Source organism: Mesorhizobium waitakense (assembly GCF_056431085.1).
Genome location: NZ_JBWKME010000024.1, coordinates 71318 through 95437, shown reverse-complemented (window position 1 = coordinate 95437; position 24120 = coordinate 71318). Strand labels below are relative to the sequence as shown.

Annotated in this window: 19 protein-coding genes and 1 pseudogene; 9 read left to right on the top strand and 11 right to left on the bottom strand. The window is 60.6% G+C overall.

Annotation, left to right across the window (positions count from 1 at the left end):
• Positions 1-81 precede the first annotated feature (81 nt).
• On the top strand, positions 82-414 hold the full coding sequence (locus AC07FD_RS08465) for a hypothetical protein (RefSeq protein WP_478349474.1): 333 nt from the start codon (positions 82-84) through the stop codon (positions 412-414).
• Between the two features lie 788 nt (positions 415-1202).
• Complete coding sequence (locus AC07FD_RS08460; RefSeq protein WP_478349473.1) at positions 1203-2261, top strand: helix-turn-helix domain-containing protein; 1059 nt, start codon at positions 1203-1205, stop codon at positions 2259-2261.
• 305 nt (positions 2262-2566) lie between these two features.
• On the opposite strand, the gene AC07FD_RS08455 is transcribed toward AC07FD_RS08460, so the two are convergent.
• Together AC07FD_RS08455 and AC07FD_RS08450 are read right to left on the bottom strand one after the other, a co-directional pair.
• Entirely contained in the window at positions 2567-4093 is a 1527-nt protein-coding gene (locus AC07FD_RS08455; RefSeq protein WP_478349472.1) for a DegQ family serine endoprotease, read from the bottom strand.
• A 265-nt stretch (positions 4094-4358) separates the two neighbouring features.
• Positions 4359-4655 carry a hypothetical protein gene (locus AC07FD_RS08450; protein ID WP_478349471.1) on the bottom strand — a complete coding sequence of 99 codons (297 nt, stop codon included), beginning with the start codon at positions 4653-4655 and terminating at the stop codon, positions 4359-4361.
• Positions 4656-5121: 466 nt separating this feature from the next.
• Between AC07FD_RS08450 and AC07FD_RS08445 the strand changes: the two genes are divergently transcribed.
• The 5 genes from AC07FD_RS08445 to AC07FD_RS08425 all read left to right on the top strand — a co-directional run bounded on the left by AC07FD_RS08445 (position 5122) and on the right by AC07FD_RS08425 (position 9563).
• On the top strand, positions 5122-7188 hold the full coding sequence (locus AC07FD_RS08445; protein WP_478349470.1) for a PAS domain-containing sensor histidine kinase: 2067 nt from the start codon (positions 5122-5124) through the stop codon (positions 7186-7188).
• Positions 7185-7832, top strand: coding sequence for a response regulator transcription factor (locus AC07FD_RS08440; RefSeq protein WP_478349469.1), 648 nt, complete (start codon positions 7185-7187; stop codon positions 7830-7832). Before AC07FD_RS08445 ends, AC07FD_RS08440 begins: the two co-directional genes overlap by 4 nt.
• Positions 7829-8218 (top strand): response regulator, encoded by a 390-nt coding sequence (locus AC07FD_RS08435; RefSeq protein ID WP_478349468.1) that lies wholly within the window; start codon positions 7829-7831, stop codon positions 8216-8218. The genes AC07FD_RS08440 and AC07FD_RS08435 overlap by 4 nt, the downstream gene beginning before the upstream one ends.
• A gap of 2 nt (positions 8219-8220) precedes the next feature.
• The gene (locus AC07FD_RS08430) at positions 8221-8973 is read left to right on the top strand and encodes a response regulator transcription factor (protein ID WP_478349467.1); all 753 of its coding nucleotides are present in this window, start codon (positions 8221-8223) and stop codon (positions 8971-8973) included.
• Positions 8974-9125: 152 nt separating this feature from the next.
• Entirely contained in the window at positions 9126-9563 is a 438-nt protein-coding gene (locus tag AC07FD_RS08425) for a serine hydrolase (RefSeq protein WP_478349466.1), read from the top strand.
• Between the two features lie 269 nt (positions 9564-9832).
• On the opposite strand, the gene AC07FD_RS08420 is transcribed toward AC07FD_RS08425, so the two are convergent.
• From AC07FD_RS08420 to AC07FD_RS08390, 7 genes are all read right to left on the bottom strand, one after another.
• Complete coding sequence (locus AC07FD_RS08420; RefSeq protein ID WP_478349465.1) at positions 9833-10066, bottom strand: hypothetical protein; 234 nt, start codon at positions 10064-10066, stop codon at positions 9833-9835.
• A gap of 265 nt (positions 10067-10331) precedes the next feature.
• Entirely contained in the window at positions 10332-11582 is a 1251-nt protein-coding gene (locus AC07FD_RS08415; RefSeq protein WP_478349464.1) for an efflux RND transporter periplasmic adaptor subunit, read from the bottom strand.
• Positions 11579-14752 carry an efflux RND transporter permease subunit gene (locus tag AC07FD_RS08410; RefSeq protein ID WP_478349463.1) on the bottom strand — a complete coding sequence of 1058 codons (3174 nt, stop codon included), beginning with the start codon at positions 14750-14752 and terminating at the stop codon, positions 11579-11581. The genes AC07FD_RS08415 and AC07FD_RS08410 overlap by 4 nt, the downstream gene beginning before the upstream one ends.
• Before the next feature lie 366 nt (positions 14753-15118).
• Positions 15119-15847, bottom strand: coding sequence for an alpha/beta fold hydrolase (locus tag AC07FD_RS08405; RefSeq protein ID WP_478349531.1), 729 nt, complete (start codon positions 15845-15847; stop codon positions 15119-15121).
• Between the two features lie 370 nt (positions 15848-16217).
• Positions 16218-16805 carry a hypothetical protein gene (locus AC07FD_RS08400; protein ID WP_478349462.1) on the bottom strand — a complete coding sequence of 196 codons (588 nt, stop codon included), beginning with the start codon at positions 16803-16805 and terminating at the stop codon, positions 16218-16220.
• Positions 16798-19095 (bottom strand): FdhF/YdeP family oxidoreductase, encoded by a 2298-nt coding sequence (locus AC07FD_RS08395; RefSeq protein WP_478349461.1) that lies wholly within the window; start codon positions 19093-19095, stop codon positions 16798-16800. Before AC07FD_RS08395 ends, AC07FD_RS08400 begins: the two co-directional genes overlap by 8 nt.
• A gap of 99 nt (positions 19096-19194) precedes the next feature.
• Entirely contained in the window at positions 19195-19929 is a 735-nt protein-coding gene (locus tag AC07FD_RS08390; RefSeq protein WP_478349460.1) for a helix-turn-helix transcriptional regulator, read from the bottom strand.
• Between the two features lie 751 nt (positions 19930-20680).
• On the opposite strand from AC07FD_RS08390, the gene AC07FD_RS08385 reads away from it, so the two are divergent.
• Entirely contained in the window at positions 20681-21070 is a 390-nt protein-coding gene (locus AC07FD_RS08385) for a response regulator transcription factor (RefSeq protein WP_478349459.1), read from the top strand.
• A 386-nt stretch (positions 21071-21456) separates the two neighbouring features.
• Positions 21457-22115, top strand: a pseudogene (locus tag AC07FD_RS08380) (response regulator transcription factor).
• Positions 22116-22286: 171 nt separating this feature from the next.
• Here AC07FD_RS08380 and AC07FD_RS08375 read toward each other — a convergent pair.
• The gene (locus tag AC07FD_RS08375; RefSeq protein ID WP_478349458.1) at positions 22287-22898 is read right to left on the bottom strand and encodes a sigma-70 family RNA polymerase sigma factor; all 612 of its coding nucleotides are present in this window, start codon (positions 22896-22898) and stop codon (positions 22287-22289) included.
• Positions 22899-23198: 300 nt separating this feature from the next.
• The gene (locus AC07FD_RS08370; RefSeq protein ID WP_477285360.1) at positions 23199-24041 is read right to left on the bottom strand and encodes a formate/nitrite transporter family protein; all 843 of its coding nucleotides are present in this window, start codon (positions 24039-24041) and stop codon (positions 23199-23201) included.
• Positions 24042-24120: the final 79 nt, after the last annotated feature.

The following is a 24120-nucleotide window of genomic DNA, read 5'->3' as shown; positions in this document are numbered from 1 at the left end:
ACTAAACAATTGCAGCCATGCTTAATGTGTTTCGTATGGCGGTTCATAGCGTATTTCGAAACCTATATAAAGATCGCGGGCATGAGCGATATTTCTATCGCCAATTCGAATTTTGCCGCGCTGTGCAACAGAACGACACAACAGGTGAATCACATGAGTTCTCTTTCAATAGGGGCTGCAATCGCGGCATTCCTTCTGTCAACCGCTTGGGCCGCTGCCGCAGCTTCGCCTCCAGGACGTATGCAGGCAAAGTTCGATCGTGTCGAACGAAAAACGAACAGCAACCACACTTCGTTGCCGAGGCACGGTGAAGTACCGACAACCAGATCGGCCAAGAAGCCGGCATCGCAGCTCGATAACGACGGGGACAAGTATCCCCCGACCGATCTTTTTTCAGGCATGAACCGGTTTTGATGAGAGGTGTCGCGCCCTACGACGCGGTGATTGCGGTTGAGGCTGACTTGACCGCGCCGTCGGCTCGAGTTGGCCCCACCTGCGACAGACGAGCGCCAGTTGCGACGTCGGATCTTGTCTCCGAAACCGCGCGATGCATCGCGCCGCAAGCAAGTCGCATCGCCGAAGGTCTCGACGCCGGCAACGCTCCGGCGATCGACCGTGAATCGGTTCCTGCTCGGAAGGCAGGAGGGAAAAAGGGCCGATGACGACATGTCATCGGCCCAAGAACTCGAGCGGTGAGAAACGCTCCCGGGGGGAGGAGGCATTCACAATCGATCGGCGGGCGAGGGAGGGGCCCGGGGGACCAATCTGGCACGAGTTGGAGCGCTGCCATGATGGCGACGAAGATGGACCGAAACCACCGATCGCAACGCCCACCCACAAATTAGTGCTTTTTGCCGCCGGTGCTTCGTCGTTCTTGCCGGCTTTGCATCCAGCTTGCGGATTTCGCGCGGAACGTCAAAAAGCCCAGGCCATGCCGGGACCCGTTCAAGATCATCGAGACCTGACATACAGTCGCACCAAATCGACCAATCACCCGGGATCGGCCGCAATTGAAGAACCGGCCCATTGGTCCGCTCGGTACATGCACCTTTACAATCGATCGCGACGCCCAATCACAAACCAAAGTATGAGCAGTTCAGACCAATACTCTAAGGCCACCTACGGATGTAGAATGGAGTCAATCATCACCGGCGCATTACGCTGACATCAAATGGGATAACCCGAAGGATGTGCGCCAAGCCATGTTGATGAATCCTGCCTCCCGCGACATTGATGCACTCGCGATCGCCGCCTTCGCGGCCAATGCTCGGCGACCGGAGCAAACGGGCCCATTCTTGTCGGCGGATTGGCGCGCTCCGTTCAACGGCGGAAAGGCACAGCGTACCGACTCCGTGGCGCATGCGCATTTCGGGCGACGGAGCGCCGATGGGGCCGATTGCCGTGTCGAGATATCTTCAGGCGACGCGGTGAGTAGTCGCACGGTGATTTCGGATGGGATAGTTGCCGAGGTGGTCCAAGCCGCCGGTCATGACAAATTCGAATTCCGGTTTCGCGCCCCCATGCACTTGCTGGTGGTCTACGAGCAGGGCACGCGCCGAGACGGTGACACCTTCGTCGAAGGTTTGCCCCGGTCGAAACTGCGGGACTTTGGTCGCCGGCTTACCTTGGTGCCCGCCGGTCGCGAATATCTTGAATGGCATGCGCCGCGGACGGCTGCGCGTCTCATGTTTGTCTATCTTGATCCTGCCAAGCTGCAAGTTCCGTTCAACGCTGGCATGACCGATGTGACGTTCGTGGCGAAGCTCTTCTTTGAGGACGCAACGCTTTTGGGCACCGCCCTTAAACTGATGAGGTCGCTCGAAAGTCCAAACCTGGAGAATTGGCGTTACCTGGAAGCACTGGGCATCGTCCTGGCTCATGAGTTGGTCCGTTTCCACGAGAGGACGCCGAGAGCCGAACCTCAGCTTCGAGGCGGACTTGCGGCTTGGCAGGAGCGGATAGTAAAGGCCCATATCGAGGCGCATTTGGGCGAACCGGTACCGCTTGCCACTCTCGCGGAGCTTTCCCGGTTGAGCCCATGTTATTTTTGCCGCGCCTTCAAGCTTTCATTTGGGATGCCTCCGCATCGGTATCATATCAACCGTCGAATCGAGCATGCCAAGGGTCTCCTTGCGACGCGCGCTCATTCGGTGACGGACATCGGATTGACTGTCGGATACAGCGAAACCAGCTCATTCACGGCCGCTTTTCGCAAGGCGACCGGCCTGACGCCGAGTGCTTACCAGCGGAGCCTCGGATAGGCCCTGGACGACCCGGCTGGCTGGGACCCGGCCTGGCTGGGAATTGCGCAGTTCTTGAAATTCGACCCTGAAGTCGGCGCTCTTCGATCGAGACTTCGTCCTGGCACTCACCTTCCCCGGCCTTGATCGGAGATCTGGGTTCTGGCGCAATTGACGGGCGAGTTTTCTCCGCCCGATCCGCCACTTCCGCTTGATCGCTCTCGCCGAGGGGGCAACTCGGTGACCGCATTTCGCCCCCTCAGGAGACTGAAATCGTTTCGCGTCAATATGACGTACCATTCCGGCGGTTTTGGCATCCGCACATTTCAACCATTACCGCATGGCACAGCGATGAACGTCTGCTGGTCGCCGCGCTTGACCAGCAGCAGCGCCGACTTCTTGCTGGATTTTGCTGCGACACTAATAGCTTGGCTGGTGTCCTTCGCCGTCTTCACCGGCACGCCATTGACCGAGATGATGATGTCGCCCAATTCGATGCCGGAGGTGGCTGCCGGCTGGTCCGGATCGACACCCTCGACCACGGCACCATAAACCTGTGAAGGCACATTCAAGGCCTGGCGAACGGTTCGATCGAGGTCACCAAGCGCCAGACCGAGTGTTGGAAAACTGGAATGCAGCGGCTGTGAAGTGTTGATTGCGGCGACCGGCTTGACGCTGGCGTCATTGCCGCCGATGACCACCGACAACGTAACTGTCTTCCCATTGCGCCAAACGGACAGCACCTCCCTTTTTCCCGGCACGAGATCCGCCACGGCTCGAGACAGGGTCTTGGGCTCGTTGATGGTTTGACCGGCAAATCCGGTGATGACATCGCCGGTCTCGATGCCGGCATGAGCGGCGGGCGATCCGTCGCCGACATCCGCGACCAAAGCACCTTCAGGCGTCGGCAGGCCGAGGGCGTTGGCGAGGTCCGTTGTGACCGGCTGCATCTCGATGCCGAGCAGCCCATGTTCGATCGAACCGTTCTTCACCAGCTTGGCGACGATCTTTTCGGCCTCATTGGAAGGGATCGCAAATCCGACGCCGACGCTGCCGCCATTGGGCGAGTAGATCGCGGTGTTGATACCGACGACAGTGCCGTTGGTGTCGACGAGAGGTCCACCCGAATTGCCGTGGTTGATCGGCGCGTCGATCTGAAGGAAATCGTCGTAGGGACCACTGTTGAGGTCGCGCCCGCGGGCGGAAACGATTCCCGCAGTGACTGTCGTTCCGATGCCGAACGGATTGCCAATCGCCAGAATCGGGTCGCCTGCCCTGAGTCTGTCGGAATCGCCCCAGGCAACAGTGGGAAGAGGCTTCCCAGCCCTGATTTTCAGGACCGCAAGGTCTGATTTTGCGTCGCGGCCGACAAGGGTTGCCGGCAGCTCGGTTCCATCGTCCAGCGTCACCATGATATCCGAAGCTCCGTCGATGACATGGTTGTTGGTGACGATGGTGCCGTCTGAACTGATGATGAAGCCGGAGCCGAGGGCCTCTGCCAGTTGCGTCGCTCCCTGCGGTGGTGCCTTGGGCGCCGGAATCCCTCGATTGCTGAAGAATCGAGGCAGCCGTTCATCGGACGACAGACCGCTGTCTGAGGGCTGGGCTTGGCCATCGGGCGCCGATGAAGTTTTCATGATCGACGTGATCGTCACCACTGCCGGTTTGTCGGCCGCAACGATCGGAGCATAGGAGGTGGCCGGAGCGCGATTGGCGGAGGCCTCCGGGGAGGAGTCCATTTTCGTATCGGCCAAGCTCGCGTTCAGAGCAACCCCAGCGACGAGCGGCGCTACGAGGATGGCGGAGAAAAGCAGCACGGCGCGGTGCCTGCGGAGGATGTTGAAAGTTGACATGGTCGCGACCCGTGCGAGGCTTTGGTACTGGCGCCGTGGCGTGTTCCTCGTGCGGAACCGTCTATCCGGCGTACGGCCGATCGGATGCGCTAGCCTCGCTGATTAGCTTCCGATCAAGCCGATTTACTAGGCTGGTACTGGTTGCTTCCGGTTTGTGCTTTTGTTGGCAAGACTGCGAGGGCTACTAGCGGTGCGACGCAGTGTCTTTCGAGATCGACCACGTCGATTGTCGACATGTCTCCTCGCGGGAGGCGCGCATAAGGCTTCACTCAACTCTGGCCACTTCAGCTGCCTGATCTGGAATCAAGAGCACCCGGTAGGTTGTCCCTTCGCATCGGAGCAGGTAGGCGGTCTGATTTGGTACGGACTCGGCCGCAATGCGCTTGGCAGAACTTGGATTTCTGCAAGGGAAGCCTTGGCTTCGCACCTGGTCGGCAACCACGCTTGCCACGGTGTCCTGGTCTTTGGCTGCAGCGGTCGCTACGGTGCCGGCGAGACAGATCGACAAGAAAACGCCGGCGCCAATGGATGAAATCTGCACCAGCGCTCGATTGCTGCCCATTTGTAGTCTCCTCTTCGTATTCCGCCGGCAACCGCTACCGCAGAAAATTGGTGGCTTCGATCTTGGAAGACGTCCGATGTAGACGTTCACATCGTGACCGACTCCGACAGGTTGCCGCCAGCCCGACATTCATCTACGTGCCATTCTTAGGCCGCCTTCCATCGCGTTCGACAGCAGCATACCCGCTGGTTTGTGGACGGCTTTGTCTGCTTTGCGGCGGCTGGCCCTTCCTTGCGGTTATCACCCCTGGGCTCGCTGGTGCTGCTCGCCCAGTTGCCGTGTTACGGCAGCGGCGGGCGACCGGCCGTCTATCACATCTTTCCATTATGCCCGGGCGGCATCCTGTTCTGATATAGTGTGGTAGAAGTCCGATATCTCGGGGGACCGATCGTGTCGTCTTCTGGCAGGGCGAGGTCCTGATGCCGATTTACGCGGCAGCAGTAGCCGCGTCCGGAGGTGTCCAAAAATGAAAGCAAAGCCGCCGCTGCGGAAGTATGGCTCGACAATAGCCATTTCCGGCGCCGGCTTGTCGGTATTCTGGCTGTCCAGCGAATTGGCTGAGACCGCCGGACCCAATATTTACGTGAGTTTGACCCTCCTCGCCGCGACTGCGATCTTGACCGGCTTTCTCATTCAAGGGCCGCAAGGGCAGGGTGCGTTGGATCGCACTGGGTATGACGCGCATGAGTTCTTGGAGATCATTCCCGGACCGGCATGGATCGTCGACACGGAAGGCCGGTTAACCGAGGTGAGCACGAGCCTTCGGGCCTATCTCGGCACCGTCGACACCAGCAATCTCCCTTGCCGGCAGTTTATTCATCCGGAGGACTTCGACCGAACTGCAGGCCTCATGTCGCAATGCCTGGAGAATGGCCAGGAATTCCATGGCGCATGCCGGCTTCGTCGCCACGATGGGACTTATCGCTGGTTCCGTGTCGCGGCTCGGCCCCGGTTCGATCGGAACGGCAAGTTCATCGGGTGGTATGGTGTCCTGCTCGATATCGATGACTTGAAGAAAGTGGAACAGGCTTTGGAGGCCAGAGAGTTCCAGCTCCAGCGGCTGATCGACGCTCTTCCGACACTGGTCTGGTCCGCCCGCCCAGACGGTTCCACCGAATTCCTGAGCCGGAGATGGCACGAATACACGGCGCTGTCTCAGGAGCAGGCAGCCGGCTGGGGTTGGACTGCCGCCATACATTCGGACGATCGAGACCGGCTTGTCGAATACTGGCGATCTCTCCTGGCAACTGGTGCGCCGGGCGAGATCGAGGCCCGGCTACGCCGCTTCGATGGCCAGTACCGCTGGTTCCTTTTCCAAGGCGAGCCAGTGCGCGATGCCTCCGGCACTGTGGTCCAGTGGTTCGGGAGCAACACCGACATCGACGATCGCAAGCGGACCGAGGAGGCATTGCGAGCCAGACAGTATGAACTCCAGCAACTTATCGACACCATACCGACACTCGTCTGGTCCGTCACTCCCGAGGGCGAACCAGCCTACATCAACAAGCAATTGGAAACCTACTACGGCCGCAAGATCGACCCCAGTCAGCCCAAGGAGGGTTCCAAGCTGGACGGGGCACTTGGACGCCTTATGCATCCCGATGACTTGGAGGCTGTAAAGAGAAACCTGATGCACTCATTGAAGACCGGGGAGCCTTTCGCCATGCGGTACCGCAACCGCCGCGGCGACAGCGTCTATCGCTGGGTTGACAATCGCGCCCTGCCACTTCGGGACGACGATGGCCGCATCGTGAAATGGTACGGCGTCATCATCGACATCGATGACGAGATGAGAGCACATGACGCCGTTCGTGCGACCCAGGACAAGCTTTCGCGCGCTTCGCAGCTTGCGAGCCTCGCCGAGCTGTCGGCCTCGATCGCGCATGAGGTCAATCAGCCCTTGGCGGCTGTCATCACCGACAGTCATGCCTGCCAACGCTGGCTGTCGGCGGATCCTCCAAACCTGCAGCGGGCACGCATTACCGCGGAGCGAATCGTTCGCGATTCCATGGCCGCGGCCGAGGTCGTCAGCCGAATACGAGCACTCTTCACACAGACCGCCTCGTCCAGAACTTCAATCAATCTCAACGAGGTGATCGGCGAGGTGCGTCAGCTTTTGTTCGACGAAATAGTCTCGCAGGACATCTACGTTGGGACGGATCTCGATCCGGCGCTGCCGCTGGTGCTCGCCGACCGCGTTCAGATGCAGCAGGTGCTGGTCAATCTGGTCCGCAACGGGATCGACGTAATGAAGTCGACAACCGACGTGTCGAAATCACTGAAGTTTGGATCACGTCGCTATGGGGAGAACGCGATCCTGGTCGACGTCCGCGACAACGGCGACGGAATTGCCGAACCAGAACGAATTTTCGAACCGTTCTTCACCACGAAGGCGGAGGGGATGGGCATGGGCCTGGCAATCTGTCGCTCGATACTGGAATCACACGACGGCCGGCTTTGGGCAGAGAGCATCGAGCCAAGGGGAACGGTGTTCTCGTTTACGCTGCCGATCCAATCGGGCGATGCGGCATGACCCAGGACGACTGTGTCATTTTCATCGTTGATGACGACAAGCGCATATGCGCGGCGCTGTGCGACCTTCTGGCGGCAAGGGGCCTGGCTTCCGTCGCCTTCAACTCGATTGCCGAATATCTAGCTTTTCCCCGGCCGGACCTGCCCGGTTGCCTGATCCTCGATGTCGAACTACCGGACATCAACGGGCTGGAATTCCAGAAACAGACCGGCCACGAGCAACATCCGCCTATCGTCTTCATCACCGGACACGGCGACATTCCATCTTCTGTACGCGCCATCCAGCGCGGCGCCGTGGACTTCCTCACCAAACCGTTCAGCGAAACCGAGTTGATGAAGTCCATCCACACGGCGATCGATCGGGATTGCGGCGTCCGCCTGGAGCGGGCCGAGCTTGTGGCGCTACAGCGCCGCCTTTCCTCCCTGACCTCTCGCGAACGCCAGGTTCTGCCGCTGGTCGTCAGCGGTCTGCTCAACAAGCAGGCGGCTGCCGAACTTGGGATCAGTGAGGTGACACTGCAAATCCACCGCAGCAAGATCATGCACAAGATGCAGGCAGCATCGCTGGCCGATCTCGTGAGGATCGCCCAAAGGCTGCAAGTACCAGTAACCCATTCTCGGCGCGCGGGAACATCTTCGAAATGAAAACTGTACGGAAATCAACGATCGCGGTTGTCGATGACGACGTTCGGGTCCTCGAGTCGATCGAGGATCTCCTGGAGTCGGCGGGGCACTCGGTTTGTCTGTTCTCATCCCCTCAGTCTCTCCTCGAACGCGACGAGTTGCGTAAGATAGATTGCCTGATTGCCGATATCGGCATGCCAGTTGTCGACGGCTTCGAGCTTCGCCGGCGTGCGCGAATTGTGCGCCCCGATTTGCCCGTCATTTTCATTACGGCGCGCCATGATGCCGCAGACCAAAGGCGCGCGGCTACTGAAAGTCATCATGGGTTCTTTCGAAAGCCCTTCGATGCTTCAGCTTTGCTTGCGGCGGTCGCCCTGGCCGTTTTGGCCTCATCGCAACGGGAGTAATGATGACAAATGATCTGATGACCAGAGAATATGAACGCCTGCTGCCGGAGCCGACGCAGTCATACGCCCGTCCGGTGGCTGCCCCCATCTATGCTGGGACTACCCAAAATGCATTCGTCTTCATCGTCGAAGACGATGTTGCGATGCGCGAAGGGCTGGTCGACTTGTTGGAATCCGTCGGTTTGCAGAGCCAGGCCTTCTCGTCTCCGACCGAGCTGTTGAACATGGAACTGCCCGACCTTGCGAGCTGCTTCGTGCTGGACATTCGTATGCCCGGCATCAGCGGTCTCGACTTTCAGGCTCGCCTTGTCGCAGCCGGCGTCCGTATTCCAATCATATTCATGACCGGCCACGCCGACGTTCCGATGGCGGTGAGAGCCATGAAGGCTGGTGCAGTCGACTTTCTGACGAAGCCGTTTCGCGAACAGGAAATGCTGGATGCCGTCACAAGGGCCATCGAGCTGGACGGCATGCGCCTCGATAGCAATCGGCGGGCGATCGAGACGTTCACCCGATTTCAGACGCTGAGCGAGCGCGAACGCGAGGTGATGGATCTGGTGACGGCAGGATTGATGAACAAGCAGGTTGCCGGAAGGATTGGCGTGGTAGAATCCACGGTTAAGATTTATCGTGCTCAAGTCATGAGAAGGATGGGCGCGCAATCCCTGGCCGATTTGGTCAGGATGGCCGAGTTGCTGCGCTCGGCACCTGCTCCCACAACTAGCCTCAGGGCTATTTTGGATAGACCTAAGTAGTGGTCCAACCCGCCGAACGAATTCGAAACTGTACCAAGCCAGAATGGAGGCTCGGATACGCTTCCTTTATCCTTGCGCTTCTCTCCGCGGCAGCGCGCAGAAAGACATTCTGCCCGATCGCAATAGAGGGGGGTCTGGGAGCGGTATCATCGATGTCGATGTTGCAGGACATTCTCGACTGGAGCGTGGCCGAAGGAGATTTGCCCTTCGTTGTCGGCTTGGTGGGTGACCGAAACGGCGTTCGCTGCTCCGGCTCAGCCAGTGAAGCGTCTCCGGTGGGCAGGGCCGCGGAGGACGCGCTTTTCCGTATTTTCTCGATATCGACATCGATTTTCGCGACCGCTGCCATGACCCTTGTCGATCGCGGCAAGCTCGATGCCGGTACTCCCGCCGAAGACATCGTCAGAAAGCCGACCTGCCAGCGACACGATCGGTCCAATGCAGACGTGCCGGAGCAAAATCCCTTGCCGCCGACCGCGCCTTTCAGCCTCGAATGGAGTCCAACAACAAGCTCACGGCGGTCGGCTCTGGGCCACACCCGATCTTCCGCATGGCAGCATTTTCCAATTCATCATCCCAAAGAGAGTTGAGCCAAACTGCGTCGGGCCGAGTCGATGCCGGCGGACGATGCGAACGAACCGCCAGGTCGAAGAGCTTTTTCGCGGCGCTCCATTTTGATGATCTCTTTCGGCGGCATGAGAAGTCGAAAACATGCCTGCCTCGAGCAACATGCCTGCCTTGATCAATATGCCAGGTAGCCGGGTTTTCGACAGGCGGCGCGCCTTGTTCATAGGCTTCACGCCGCAGACCCCGCCGCTCCTGAGAGACGGCGGGGCTGCGGCGAAACGGTGGAATCTTCTCATTCACCCCTGAGCTGCTGGATGAGGTCCTTGCCAGCAGCAGGATGGGCCTTGAACGAATTGATGCCGTCAAACCACCCATTCTGGGAGAAGTCGCTGTAATTGCTGCTGTGGTCGCCACGGTCGCGACCGCCATCGCGGTCTCCCCCGTGCGACGAGGCGGCAAAGGCCCCGGTGAGCGGAACGGTGACGATCATCGCGGCAAGCACCGCCTTCAGAGGGATAGAACGCATGATTAGATATCCTTTCGATGAGGATGGCGGCCATTTGTTCACCGCGCATTCCGAGCCGCAGGCACTCGGGAACTTTCGGGTTGCGAAGTTGATCTCGCCGCTTCCGTTCTCGTCCTGCATTACTTAACTAGCAATTAGCGGAAGTAATATGTAGTATATCAAAGTATCATTGATGCATGACATAGTATGGACCGCCAATTCGCGAGCCATGTATGGCGCCAAGGGGGAAATGGGCTTCATTGCGCCCCGGGCGTCCGGAACTGAACTAAGCTGGCCCGACGGCTGCAGGGCTGATCTGCACCTTGCTGCCCTCGGCAAGTTCGACCGGCGGATTTAGGATCACAAGGTCGCCCTGTTTGACGCCGTCACGGACCTCGACCTCCGTTCCGAGATCGCGCGCTACCGATATTTTCCGGATATGCGCAATGCCGTTCTCGACCACCGCAACCTGCAAACCATCTGCGTTGAAGATGATCGCATCTGCCGACACGGAAAAGCTGGGCGTCTTGCGCGGGATCTGGAGTTCGACGGTGCAATAGGTGCCGGGCGTGAGAACACCGTCAGGGTTCGGAATGTCGATTTCGGTCAGCAAGGTCCGTGTGCCCGGTGCCAGCGCATCCGCAATCCGCGTCACCGTGCCGGGGAAGGTACGGCCGGGGATTTCGGGGACGTGGAGCACAGCCTTGACCCCCGGGGTCAGTCCAAAGGCCTGGTCCTGGGGGACGTAGACCTGGGCACGGATCACATCCCCCTGCATGATGGCGAACAGGAAAGTGCTGTTGGTCGTGTCGGCCTGCACCAGGCTACCGATATCGACGTTGCGTTGGGTGATGACGCCATCGAATGGGGCGACCACCTGCTGGTAGGCCTGTTGCTGGTCGAGCACGCGCAACTGGTCCTGCTGCGCATTCACATTGGCCTGCGCAACGCCGACAGCCGCCTCCTGTGCCTTGAGGCTTTCGACGTCGATCGTACCCTGCTGCTTGGTGATCCAGCCCTGGTCCACCAGGGGTTTGTCTCGTTGCCACGTCACCTTGGCGAGATCGAGATTGGCTTGTGCTTGTTGCAGCGCCGCCTTGAGCTGTCCCAAGGTTGCCTGGGCCTGCAAAATCTGGTCGTCAAGTTCCGGCACGGCAATCTTGGCTAGCAACTGTCCCTTCTTGACCTTGTCCCCGATATCGGCCTCGCGCGTCTCGATATAGCCACTGGCTCGTGCAAAGATGTCGGCGACGTCAAAGGCAGTCGTGGTGGCGGGCAGACTGACTTGCATGATGTCGTCGCTCGGCTTTACCGCCGCAACACGCACCTGCGGAATGAAGTCACGCGCCTGTTTGGCCGAAGCCGCGAGTTCGCGGTTGCGCGAATAGTATCCCTGGGCGCCATAGGCCAGTCCCGTCATGAGCAGAGCGAGCGCGCCCAATGCAAGCAGCCGGCCTCCGCCTCGGCGCGGCGGCCGCTCCATTGCACCATCCATCACCGTGTCGTCGGCCTGATCCAAATGGTGCCTCGGTTTCATGCGATTTCCTCTTCGAAGACGCCGTGAGCCGTCTTGCCGTCCTGTCCGCTGCGCAGCATCGCGAACAGGTACGGCACGACGAGGAGCGTCGTTGGCGTTGCAAACAAAAGTCCTCCGATGACCGCGCGCGCCAGTGCGGCATTCTGCTCTTCGCCCGCTCCGCCGATCGCCATGGGAACCATGCCGACGATCATCGCGGCCGCAGTCATAAGCACGGGCCTGATCCGGGTGTGACCGGCCTCGATCGCCGCGTCGAACGCGGACTTGCCTGCCAACTGTTGGTCCCGGGCAAAGGTCACGAGCAGGATGGAATTGGCCGAAGCGACCCCGACCGCCATGATCGCACCCATCAGTGAAGGCACGTTGAGCGTCGTGCCCGTGATGAACAACATCGTCACGATGCCGCAAAAGGTCGCCGGCAAGGCAAGGATGACGACGAAGGGGTCGCCGAAGTTCTGATAGTTCACCACCATCAGCAAGTAGACGAACACGGCGGCGAACAGGATGCCGATGCCGAGATCCCAGAAAGCATCGTTCATGCTCTGGATCTGCCCTATGACCTGGATGGTGTTTCCGGGCGAAAGCTGCTTCTGCAGGTCGGCGACGATCGTGCTGATCTGGCTGGAGACACTTCCCAGATCACGACCCTGGACGCTTGCATAGACTTCGTAGACTGGCTGGACGTTCGCCTGGTTGGCGTTGGTCGGGAGACTGTCGCGCTTGAATGTCGCGACGTTGCTGAGTTGCCCGGGAACCTGTGCGCCGGCGGTGTTGATGGTTGAGGACACGGGCGTGTTGCCGAGATCGTTCAATGACGCGATCTTGTTTTCCGGTGTCTGAACGGCGAGGTAGTAGGGAATGCCCGTGGTCGGGTCGGTCCAGAAGTTCGGCGACACCTGCTCGGAGGAACTCAGGCTCACATTGATGTTGTTGGCGATCGTGCTGGCATTGAGGCCGAGTTGCGCCGCCCGCGTGCGATCGATATCGGCATAGAACGCCGGCGCGTCGACTTCCTGCTGCAGGTGTGCGTCGACCACGCCGGGAATGGCGGCAATGCGGCGCCGCAACTCCGATGCAACCCGCAGATTGGTAACGCGGTCATAGCCGACCGTACGGACATCGATCTGCGCCGGCAATCCGAAATTGAGGATCTGCGTGACGATGTCGGCCGACTGGAAGTAGAACAGAACGTCTGGAAAGGCGCTTGGCAGCGCCGTGCGCAGCTTGCGCACATAGTCGGCAGTCGGCGCGTGGCCGTCTTTCAATGCGACCTGGATCACACCGTCATTCACGCCGATGGTCGATCCATCCGTGAACGCCAAATTGTAGGAACGCGCCGGCAGGCCGATATTGTCGACGACAAGCTGGAGGTCGCGATCGGGAACGATCTCGCGGATCTTGTCCTCGACAGCCTGGAAGATCTTCTCCGTCTCCTCGATCCGGGTTCCCGCGGGGGCCCGAACATGGAGTTGGATCTGGCCGCCGTCGATCGCAGGAAAGAAATCGCGACCGACGAGCATCGTCAGCACGGCGCCCAATGCGAGCACCAGGGCTGCAATGACGGGAACGATGAACCGGCGCCTGAGGAGTACGGCCAGCAGCTCGGCATAGTGCAGGCGCATGGCCTCGAAACCACGTTCGAACCTGGCGTGAAACCTGCCGAACCAGCCCGTCGAGGCGCCGTGGCGCTCGCTTTTGAGCAGCAATCCGATGGTGATCGGAGTGAGCGTCCTCGAAAGGCCATAGGATGCGAGCATCGCGAACACGACGGCAAGACCGAGCGGTGTGAACAGATATTTTGCCGGACCTTCCAGAAAGACCACCGATGTGAACACGCAGCTTATGGCCAGCGTCGACACCAGGGTCGGCACGGCGATACCGGCGGCTCCATGCAGCGTCGCCTGCGGCAGCGTCTGTCTTTCCTCGGTGAGCAGGCGATGGGTGTTCTCGAGCGTCACCGTCGAATCGTCGACGAGGATGCCAATCGCCAGCGCCAGGCCCCCCAGCGTCATCGTGTTGAGCGTCTCGCCCAGGAAATACAGCGCCACGACCGACGACAGGATCGCCAGCGGGATCGAGATCATGACGACCAGCGTCGATCGCCATGACCCCAGAAACAGCAGGATCATCAGGGCGGTGAGTGCGGCCGCGATCACGCCCTCTCGCAGCACGCCCGCGATTGATTGCTTGACGAACACCGACTGGTCGAAGAGCTCTCTGATTTCCATGCCGGGAGGCGCCGCGGCGCGTGCCGTCTTCAAGGCATCCCGAACGGCATTGACCACCTCCAGCGTCGAGGCATTGCCGTTCTTGATGATGCTGAGCAGAACCGAATGCCGGCCGTTCTCGCGAACGATGTTCTGTTGAACGAGCCATCCGTCATGGACTTGGCCGACATCCTTGACGAACACCGTGGCGCCATTCACGACCTTGACCGGAATATTGTTGAGCTCGTCGATGGTTGCCGGCGTGGCGTTGGTGCGCACGACATACTGTGTGTTGCCGATCTTGGCGGTGCCCGACGGCAAAGTCAGGTTCTGGGCGTTGACAGCGCTGACGACGTCGAGCGGCGTCAGGCCCTTGGCCAAGAGCTTCGACGGGTCGAGGTCGACCATGATCTGGCGATATTTTCCGCCCGCCGGAGTCGGCAGTGTGACACCCGGGATCGGGGCCAGTTGCTGGCGGATCCGATAGATGCCGTAGTCGTAGAGCTGCTGTTCGTTGAGTGTGTCCGAGCTCAGGCTGATCTGCAGGACCGGCACGCTGGAGGCGTTGAACTGCACCACGAGCGGTGCCTGGATCCCCGGTGGCAGGAGGGCGCGAATGGCGTTTGTCGCCGAAACGATCTGCGCGATCGCGAGATCGAGATTCACATCCTGTTGAAAATAGATCTTCTGGACCGACAGTCCCCCTAAGGTCTGCGCCTCGATGTTTTTGATGCCATTGACGTTGGAGCTGATCGCATACTGGCTGTACGTGGTGACGCGCTGTTCCATCTCCGGTGTGCTGAGGCCGCTATAGCTCCAGATTACCGTCACGACCGGAATGTTGATTTCCGGAAAGACGTCCAACCGCATCTCGCGACTTGCGACGGCTCCGAGAAAGAGAATCAAGGCAGCCAATACGTAGAACGTGTGTGGAAGTCGCAGCGCGAACCGAACGATGCCCATGTCTCAGCCGATGACCTCCGTGGCTTGGTCGGAACGGCCCGAACGATGTCGCCGTACTTGTCGGATTTTGTCGCAGTGCTGCCGGATTCTAGTGACTGTTTCCGAAATGACTTTGCGCCCATTGCTTCGAATGTCCGGTGCTTGCGCCCAAAAGGCGTCGGCGCCGAGCGTTGCCCGGTGACGTCGCCAGGCTCAGCGCCGGGCGCAATCCGCCCGATGGCGGGCTGGTTTGGGCAACATCGGTGCAGTGGGCGAGACCATTGCGACCAGCATGTGGATGCTGCGCGCGGCAGGCGGGCCGTCGCCGGGACGGCCCGCCCAGGCCGTCAGGCCCGTCCGCATAGCTTCGCTGGGACAAATCCAATGTCATCGGCCCGCGGCAGCCAGAATGAGGTCGGCGACCTCCTTGGGATGGGAAACCAGCGACAGGTGGCCCGCATCGATCTCCACCGTCGTCGCATGCATGCGCTTGGCGAGAAACCGTTCGAGATCAGGGTTGATCGTCTTGTCCTGCTTCGACACCGCATAGAACGATGGCTTGGAATGCCATGCAGCCTCGGTGGTTCGTCCGCCGAAGATGGTCGCAGCGGTGGGTTCCTGAACCGCATACAGGATCTTGGCTTGCCTGGGCGCGACACCGTTCGCGAAGTATTTCAGGAATGAGTCTTCGGACAATCTGGAGAAGCCATCATTCACCTGGATGCCGGCTCGAACGGGTCCTGCGGGAAATTTTGCGGAAAGAGCGACGAAGTCCTCACCGGCATCCGGTGCTCGTGCAGCCACATAGACCAGCGATGTGACCTTGGGATCAGTCCCCGTTTCGCTGATGACGGTGCCGGCCCAGGAATGCGCTACCAGCACGGTTGGCCCATCCTGCAGCGCCAGCGCCCGTCGCGTCTCCGCGACCGAGTCTGCCAGCGACGTCAGCGGATTCTGCACCGCGGTTACTCTGAGGCCGGCTGCCTGGAGGAGCGGGATCACCTCGGCCCAGCTCGATCCGTCCGCCCACGCTCCGTGCACGAGCACGACGTTGCGCGCGACGGTATGCGCGGGCTTGGGCGTGGGATTGTCAGCCGCCACGGCGACTCCCGACAGGCCAAGAGTGAGGGCAATTGCGATGGCATTGACGATCTCGCGCACGGGGTCTCTTCCTTCCCTTTTTCAAACAATCGAATGCGCCGATGACCGAGATGAAGGCCAGCGATGCGGTAGCAAATCCTGCGGCCGGCTCCGTGGCCTAGGCGTTTGCGGAGGCAGCTCGTTGCGACAATCCCGATTTCGCGGTTCGGCGTCTTTCAGAAACGCCCCTGCCTTTCTCGTCGCGCACGAACGGGCAGGTCCGATGGCGATGTGATGAGCGCGCGCGCCGCGTCCGCAACGACCGAAGGTCACCAAAAAGGGGCGGCGGATCGCTGATGCGACCCACCGCCAGTTCAGGCGCCCGCGGGAGGAGTGGACGGGCGCCTCAGGAGTTCGGCAGAATGGCGCGTGCGCGGAGTGCGTGGGAGCTTCGCCTCCAACGCAACGCTTCGCCACGTGGAAGAGGCTGGGCGGCAAACATTGAGTGAGGGGCAAAGAACAGGGCCACGAGAAGTCGCGTGGCGGAAAGCTCGTCGCCGGCCGTCGGCAGCGCCAGCATCGCACACTGCCAGATCCGTCCATCGAGTGCCCAGGTCGCTTGTCTTGCTTGCGGCAACTGCTCCGCAGCGGCCCGCACACACAGCCGGCGCAGCTGCCCGCGGCTGGGTTGGGGGAGCGCAGACAGCCTGTGACCACCACGGTCCCCGCCACAAAGCGCGTCCAGCGCCGCGCCCCATCTCGCAAACATGAAGTCTGCTCCCCGCTCAAGCACGATTGCTTCGGCAAGATAGGGTTCCAGAACCCCAAACTGCTCCAGTTCGACACTGCCGCTCGCGCCTTCGGTGCCGCGACCGAACCCGTCCGACCACTTGCCTGCGACCCAGCGCGACGCCGCCCGAAGATCGCCGCGGTCTAGCCGCCATGGATAGGATCGGCATTGGTCATGAAGGCGCGCGAGTTCGACCTCACCCATGATCAACCGCCTCGGTACGCGAGCGCGAAATGCGAATCGGAATTGCTTTGAAGGAGGGCGTGAAACTCATCGGATCGTGCGCATAGAGCGGCACGAGGGGGTTTGCCTCGGGATAGTAGGCCGCACAGCTGCCATTCGGGAAGGCATACGGGACGATCCGAAAATTGGACAGGCGGCGTTCAACGCCGTCGGTGGACAGAGTGATCAAGTCGACGCGGTCGTCGGCCTGGAGGCCACGCCTTTCCATCTCCTGTTCGTTGAGGAAGATCACGTCGCGCTGACCGAAGACACCGCGATAGCGGTCGGACATCGAATATATCGTGGTGTTGTACTGATCATGGCTGCGCACCGTCGTCAGCCATAGAGCGTCGAGACTGTCCAGGGGCGGATCCTCGCCGAGGCCGTCGAAGACGAGGAAATTCGCCTTGCCGGAAACTGTCGCCCAGATGCGTTCGCGCGCGTTCGATGTCAGATGGAAGCCGCCCGGGATGCGAATGCGGGCATTGTAACCCTGGAAGATCGGGAACACGTCTTCGATCGCGTCGCGGATAAGGTCGTAGTCGGCGATGAAGCTTTCCCAGTCGACGACGGAACCTGCACCCAGCGTCGCCCGTGCAATGCCGGCGACGATTGCAGGTTCGCTCATCAGGTGCTCCGACGCCGGAACATTGCGGCCCGCCGACGCGTGCACCATCGACATCGAATCCTCGACCGTGATCGACTGCGGCCCCGTTGCCTGGACGTCGATTTCGGTGCGCCCGAGGCAAGGCAGGATCAGCGCGTCGCGCCCGTGTACCAGATGGCTGCGATTGAGCTTGGTTGACACTTGGACCGTCAGGTCGAGCTTGCGCAAGGCAGCGCGGGTCACCTCCCAGTCCGGGATGGCTGACACGAAGTTGCCGCCGATGGCGAAGAACACTTTCACTTTGCCGTCTTTGATGGCCTCCAGCGCGGTCACGACATTGTGGCCATGTTCGGACGGCGGCTTGAAGCCGAAGCGGTGCTCAAGCCGATCGAGAAATTCCTTTGTCGGCGTTTCGGTGATGCCGACCGTGCGATCGCCCTGGACGTTGGAATGGCCGCGTACAGGGCAAAGTCCGGCGCCCTCGCGGCCGATATGACCGCGCAGCAGCGCGAGATTGGCCAGCTGCTGCACGTTTTGTGCTCCCCGCCGGTGCTGCGTGATGCCCATGCCATAGACAATGATCGCTCGTTCGGCCTGCATATAGGCGCGAGCGGCGTATTCGATGTCCTCGCGAGCGAGCCCTGACTGAGAGACGATGTCGTCCCATCGCGTCGCCCGCAGGTCGGCGGCGAGAGCCTCGATACCCGTCGTATGGCCCTTGATGAAATCCCAATCGAGGATCGCCGGCAGGTCACCCGCCCGCGCCGCATCGTCTGCTTCCATGAGAACTTTCATGAGCCCCTTGACGACCGCGACGTCGCCGCCGACACGCACCTGGTAAAGCTTGGCGCTGATCGGTGTCGACGTAAGGGTTGCCATTTCGACCGGGCTCTGGGGCGACTGGAAGCGCTCCAGGGCGCGCTCGCGGAACGGATTGAAGGACATGATGGTTGCGCCGCGCCGCGAGGCGTTGCGCAGGCTCGTCATCATGCGAGGGCTGTTCGTACCCGGATTTTGTCCGAAGATGAAGATGCAGTCCGTCTTGTCAAAATCGGAAAGCAGGCAGGTACCCTTGCCGACGCCGAGCGAGTGCGGCAGGCCGACGCTTGTAGCCTCGTGGCACATGTTCGAGCAATCGGGGAAATTGTTGGTGCCGAACTCTCGCACGAAGAGCTGGTAGAGGAACGCTGCCTCGTTCGAGGTGCGGCCGGATGTGTAGAACTCGGCCATGTTGGGATCCGGCAATCCATTGAGGTGGCGGGCAATGGTTGCAAAGGCCTCGTCCCAACCGACCCGCACGTAATGGTCGGATGCGGCGTCGTAGGCCATCGGATGGGTCAGGCGTCCGACCATCTCGAGATCGAAATCGCTCCAGCTTGAAAGCTCGGCAACGGTATGGGCGGCGAAGAACTCCGGCGTGCAGCGTTTCGCCGTGGCTTCCCAGGCAACCGCCTTGCCCCCGTTCTCGCAAAACTCGAAGGATGAAGTGTGCTTGGGGTCCGGCCAGGCGCAGCCGGGGCAATCAAATCCCTCCGGCTGGTTCATGCGCCCCAGAGTGGCCGCCCCCTTGATCGGGATTCCCTGCTCGACAAGGTGTTCGCCTAGGGACTTGAGCGCTCCCCAGCCGCCGGCGGGGGCATTGTAGGGACGAATGTCATTGGCCATTGGAGACGCCTCTACGAAGAGCTGAAGAATCCGCTGTGGGCAAGAAGCCCTCCGGCAAGCAACATCTTTCCATCGCAATGCTGCTGCCAGCGATGTCGACTATGTTGCACCGGCAGCGCTCCGGGGCGGCAACTCTCCCGGAGCTGACAGCTGAAGGGGCCGCGCATCCGACCCAGGAGGCGGGTAGCGCCAACCGACGGGATCGCTGTCGAAAGGGCGATCTCCGACATCCCTGCGATTGCCGCAACGCCAGCGATAGGGTGTCTCGCCAACGAAACGTCCGAAGACCGTGGTGAAATGGGCCTGGTTCTGAAAGCCGACGCTCAGCGCCACATCGACCAGGGTCATCTCGGTCTCGATGAGCATCTGCTTGGCACGGTCAATCCGTCGCCGCAGCAGGAATTCATGCGGGCGAATGCCGGTGGCCGCCCGGAACTGTGCGGCGAAATACATTCGGCTGAGCCCCGCCACTGCTGCCATGTCGGCGAGCGTAATCGTCTCATCGAGATGTGAATCGACGTATTCGACGACGCGCTTCCATCGCCATTTGGACAGGGCGGCCGTAGAGCGTGCCGCCGGCTCATCCGGGTCTGGCTGCGGATCTGAGCGCAGCGTGAGCAAGCGGGTTACGATGGCAAGGCGGACTGCATCGGCATAGAGGTTGCCAAATCCATCATGGCTGTCTTCGGCCGCCTCGAGCGCCCTGGAAAGACGCTGGACGATCGGATCAGAGGAGTGTCGTTCCGGGACCAGTTCGGCAAGGCCTAGGTCCCGAGGCGCGTGGACATTCAGACCGTCGATCGCGCTTCGGCCCGCTTGGGCAAATTGCGCCATGGCCCCACTGGGCGCCGCCTTAGGATCAGGGTCTGCGGCCGCATTTGCATGCATCGTTAGACCGCCGCGACGGGGTTGCGGCATCGCTGCAGCGGACACCGAGAGAACCACATTCATATGAGTGAGGGGGATCGAAATCATGCGGCAGTCTGGCGCCACCGGGTAGGTGCCGTTGCGTGCGTCGAATGGGTCGAACAATGACGAGCCGACTTCAGGCGTTCGAGGCGGGCCGGCGACATGCATCGGTCGGACCATGCCGTCGCGTCGAGGAAGGACGGGCCGATCCTCTGCCGGTTGCCGATCGTAATATTCGGATGCAGACGATGAGTGGAACTGCATTGGGCCCGTGCTCCTCTAGCCTCAGACTTTTCTTCTGCTTGCTGGCCAAGGTACACGGGTGGGAAATCTGCTCCATTGAATGGCCGTCTGAATGAATCATATCATCAGCTATGCTGCGTATACGATGGTATCTACTATTGGCGGCGGCGCCTTGGGCGCGTCTAGCGATGACGGCAACCTTGTGGCCGCCGGCGCCGTGCGACAATCATCCCACCGTGCCGTTGAACCCTGACGCCGCTGTGTAGCCGTACGGTTCTCCGTCCGGTCGCCAGGTCGCGGCATCGCTGCCTGCGAACCTCAGCTCAGTCAAACCTCTGTATGATTTCGGTCTTGGCTCTACGTTTGTATGCTGGTGCCGAGATGACAGCGCGCCGGGCGACGCCGGGCGACACAGTCTCCGGGGGACACCGATGTGCCGAAAATTCCGATGGTTGCCATAGTTGACGACGACGAGGCGGTCCGCACGTCCACCGCGAATCTGATACGTTCCTGCGGCTTTGCCGCGAACCTGTTTGCCTCTGGCGAGGAACTCTTGCGTTCGCCACGGCTCGCCGACGCCTGCTGTGTCATTACCGATGTGCAGATGCCGGAAATGAACGGGTTGGAACTGCAGACGTTGCTCCTGGCACGTGGCCACACCGTTCCGGTGATTCTTATCACGGCCTATCCTGACGAACGGACCCGGCAAAATGCCCTCGCTGCAGGGGCGGCAGGCTTCTTCTACAAGCCTTTTGACGCCGCCGCCATGATCCGGTGCATCGACGATGCGCTGAACTGGCCACGCGAAATCAAGCCGGAATGACCTCTTCGTAGTGAGCCGAGCGTTGCCACCGCCATTGCTTTCGGAGCGAAGTCGCGTGCGTTCCAAATCGGAATTTTGCGTTCGTTCCGGGAAGATTGCCACCAACCTGTGCGGTTGAATTCCAGGCAGGTTTCGGTGATCGCCTGCCTGGCCCCGCTGCACAAGAGGGCGCGACTGCAGAAACATCAGCGCACATGCGCCGATGGGTGGATTGGTGATATTGATGGTGTAGCGCGCGGAACCCATCCCAGCCCCCTCGGCATTGCCGACAGTCGCGACCACGTCTCGCCTAGTGGCGGGGTTCGTTGCCAAATTGATATGCTAGTATGGCGCTGTGCCATTCCTGGGCCGTGCGGAGCAGGAATTGTGAGAGGCGGATCGCTATCGTGACAACAGGTTCCAATCCAGGCCAAACCGCGTCGACCGCTTTTGCGCCGACAGTCTATGTCATCGATGATGATAACGCTGTGCGAGATGCCCTGAGTGGCCTGTTCAGGTCCGTGGGGCTGCATGTCGAACTGTTCGCCTCCGCCAGCCAATTCCTGCAGGGCAAACTGCCGGAAACGCCAAGCTGCCTCGTTCTCGATATCCGTCTGCCCGGCGTAAGCGGCCTCGATTTCCAGGCTCATCTTGCAAAGTCGAACATTCAAATGCCGGTCGTCTTCATGACAGGACACGGGGATGTCCTGATGTCAGTGCGCGCGATGAAAGCCGGAGCGATCGATTTTCTGACCAAACCGTTCCGGGACCAGGACATGCTTGATGCGGTCTTCGGCGCGCTCGGAACGACCGCATAAGGTGGGAATCCGAACAGGAAGCGGCGACGATATCAGCCCTATACCAAACATTGACCTCTCGTGAAAAGGAAGTCATGTTCTTCGTGACCAAGGCCCTGATGAACAAGCAGATCGCGGGCGAGATGGGCCTTAGCGAAATTACGGTCAAGATCCATCGCGGGCATCTCATGCGGAAGATGGCGGTGCGAACCTTGCCCGATCTGGTACGGATTGCAGAACGGTTGGGCCTTCGAAGCGCAAATCAATAGCGATGGCAAAGTCGTCATCCGGTATCGCGCGAAAATCTATCGATCCCGCCCGCTCGCTCCAGCGGTTCTCGACCCTCCGCCGTTCGCCGGATATGACCCCGTGACGCCGCGCCGGTGTGGACGGCAGGTGCCTTGGTTCATCATTGAAAACGCTGACGGTTCATTCTTTGCTCACCCTGGTTGGCCTGGCCGCGAGACACCTTCGAGGATCGATCGCAGCTCCTCTCTGCCCCTGGCGATCCGCGACGTCAGCGTCCCCACGGGAATGCCCAGCGCCTTCCTGGCATCGGCATAGGAGAGGCCTTCGACCGCGACAAGCACGAGTGCTGCGCGTCGTTCGGGATTGATCTGCTGAAGCGCCGAGAATACGTCCACGAATACGAGCCTGTCGGCCTGTGGCGACTTCGCGATCGCATCTATCGTTTCTGAGATCGTGGTCACCGCCTGGGCATGGCGTTTGGCGCGCCGCAACTGGTCAACGAACAGATTGTGCATGATCGTGAGCAGCCAGCGGCGTGGCGTATCGCCGGCCGTCCAGTTCGCCATCCTCGACAGCGCCCGTTCGAGGCTGTCCTGCACAAGGTCGTCGGCGGCATCGCGGTCCCGCAACAGCGCGCGCGCATAACCACGCAGCCGTGGAATCTCCGCGACGATCGCTCGCCTGCGTTCGTCAGTGATCTCGGCCGCCGCGCCGCTTGCCGAAAAAGAAGTGTCAGCCGAGCGAAAACTCGGCTGCGGCGAAACATCGGGCGGAAGGTCGAGTTGCGTCATGTTCGTGGTCATCAGGCGATGCGCAATGGCGGCGATTGCAATTTGTGATCCGGACTGAACTCGGTCGGCCGCGAACCTGACAGCCACAGCCATCCTCTGGTTCGGGACTGCACATCTGGTCTGTCAGGCATGTGCCGGCGCCTTTCCTGGCTCTAGCTGTGTCCAATCGAAGCTGTTCGGCTGGGTGCTGTCGGCGCCACCATGGCGGACCCGACTGAGTCCTTCTTTTCGAAACGACTACATTCTTTCGCGAAGCAATTGTGGGCGACCCAATGCCGAGGAAGAAGATGTGTTCGCCGGAATGCTGGCCCATCACTCGGCCGGGCCGAGTGACATCCTCGCCGCAGGGGCAGGCACGTCTTCTGCGCCACCCTTCAGGTAGGTCCAATAGAGAGGAAGTCCGGTGAAGAGGAAACCGCCAGCAATGTTGCCCAAGGTCACGGGTATCTGGTTCCAGTACCACCAGTCTGCGAAGCTGATCTTGGCCCCGAGCATCATCCCCATGGGAATGACGAACATGTTGACGACGCAGTGCTCGAAACCGAGCGCGAAGAAGGCGAATATGGGCAACCAGCATCCGACGATCCTGCCGAGGGTGGACTTCGAACTCATCCCCATGACGACGCCGAGGCAAACCATCCAGTTGCAGAGCATGGCCTTGACGAAGACGGTCACCAGTCCGTCGTATCCATACGGCTCATAGGCGATCGTCTTCGCTTCGGCGAGCGCACGCAGATGATCTCCGAGCGCACTCGCCCCAACATTGCCGACATCGGTCAGGACGACATAGAACAGCCCGGCAAAGATGAGCGAACCGAGCATGTTGCCGACGAAAACCCAGAACCAATTGGCCAACATCCGGCCGACCGTCGTGCGGTGAGCGAGGACGGCCAGGGGTACCAGGCCAAAATTCCCGGTCAGGAGTTCGAGGCCAAGGATGATGATGATGGCAAATCCCACCGGGAAGATGAGAGCGCCGACGAGCGCGACATTTGTCTGAAGCGCACCCTCCAGGGCCATGCTCGTCGCGAAGGCAAGGAGCGCCCCGGAAAGCATGCCGCGGATCAAAAGATCAGGAACGCTGTGAGCGGCTTTTGCGGCGCCGAGATCCACCATTGCCCGCACGATTTCGCGCGGCGAGAGGCTGTCGTTCATGATCGCTATCCTTCTGCGCCGAGCAGGCTGGTTCCGCATTTCAGAGTCGCAAGGCGCGGCAACTGCGGTCTGGCTGAAG

Excerpts from the sequence above, each read along its gene's own strand:
- AC07FD_RS08395 (WP_478349461.1), bottom strand. The coding sequence starts at position 19,095 with ATGGCCAATGACATTCGTCCCTACAATGCCCCCGCCGGCGGCTGGGGA.
- AC07FD_RS08390 (WP_478349460.1), bottom strand. The coding sequence starts at position 19,929 with ATGGCGCAATTTGCCCAAGCGGGCCGAAGCGCGATCGACGGTCTGAAT.
- AC07FD_RS08455 (WP_478349472.1), bottom strand. The coding sequence starts at position 4,093 with ATGTCAACTTTCAACATCCTCCGCAGGCACCGCGCCGTGCTGCTTTTC.
- AC07FD_RS08435 (WP_478349468.1), top strand. The coding sequence starts at position 7,829 with ATGAAAACTGTACGGAAATCAACGATCGCGGTTGTCGATGACGACGTT.
- AC07FD_RS08370 (WP_477285360.1), bottom strand. The coding sequence starts at position 24,041 with ATGAACGACAGCCTCTCGCCGCGCGAAATCGTGCGGGCAATGGTGGAT.
- AC07FD_RS08460 (WP_478349473.1), top strand. The coding sequence starts at position 1,203 with ATGTTGATGAATCCTGCCTCCCGCGACATTGATGCACTCGCGATCGCC.
- AC07FD_RS08415 (WP_478349464.1), bottom strand. The coding sequence starts at position 11,582 with ATGAAACCGAGGCACCATTTGGATCAGGCCGACGACACGGTGATGGAT.
- AC07FD_RS08375 (WP_478349458.1), bottom strand. The coding sequence starts at position 22,898 with ATGACCACGAACATGACGCAACTCGACCTTCCGCCCGATGTTTCGCCG.
- AC07FD_RS08465 (WP_478349474.1), top strand. The coding sequence starts at position 82 with ATGAGCGATATTTCTATCGCCAATTCGAATTTTGCCGCGCTGTGCAAC.
- AC07FD_RS08450 (WP_478349471.1), bottom strand. The coding sequence starts at position 4,655 with ATGGGCAGCAATCGAGCGCTGGTGCAGATTTCATCCATTGGCGCCGGC.
- AC07FD_RS08445 (WP_478349470.1), top strand. The coding sequence starts at position 5,122 with ATGAAAGCAAAGCCGCCGCTGCGGAAGTATGGCTCGACAATAGCCATT.
- AC07FD_RS08410 (WP_478349463.1), bottom strand. The coding sequence starts at position 14,752 with ATGGGCATCGTTCGGTTCGCGCTGCGACTTCCACACACGTTCTACGTA.
- AC07FD_RS08430 (WP_478349467.1), top strand. The coding sequence starts at position 8,221 with ATGACAAATGATCTGATGACCAGAGAATATGAACGCCTGCTGCCGGAG.
- AC07FD_RS08420 (WP_478349465.1), bottom strand. The coding sequence starts at position 10,066 with ATGCGTTCTATCCCTCTGAAGGCGGTGCTTGCCGCGATGATCGTCACC.
- AC07FD_RS08440 (WP_478349469.1), top strand. The coding sequence starts at position 7,185 with ATGACCCAGGACGACTGTGTCATTTTCATCGTTGATGACGACAAGCGC.
- AC07FD_RS08400 (WP_478349462.1), bottom strand. The coding sequence starts at position 16,805 with ATGGGTGAGGTCGAACTCGCGCGCCTTCATGACCAATGCCGATCCTAT.
- AC07FD_RS08425 (WP_478349466.1), top strand. The coding sequence starts at position 9,126 with ATGTCGATGTTGCAGGACATTCTCGACTGGAGCGTGGCCGAAGGAGAT.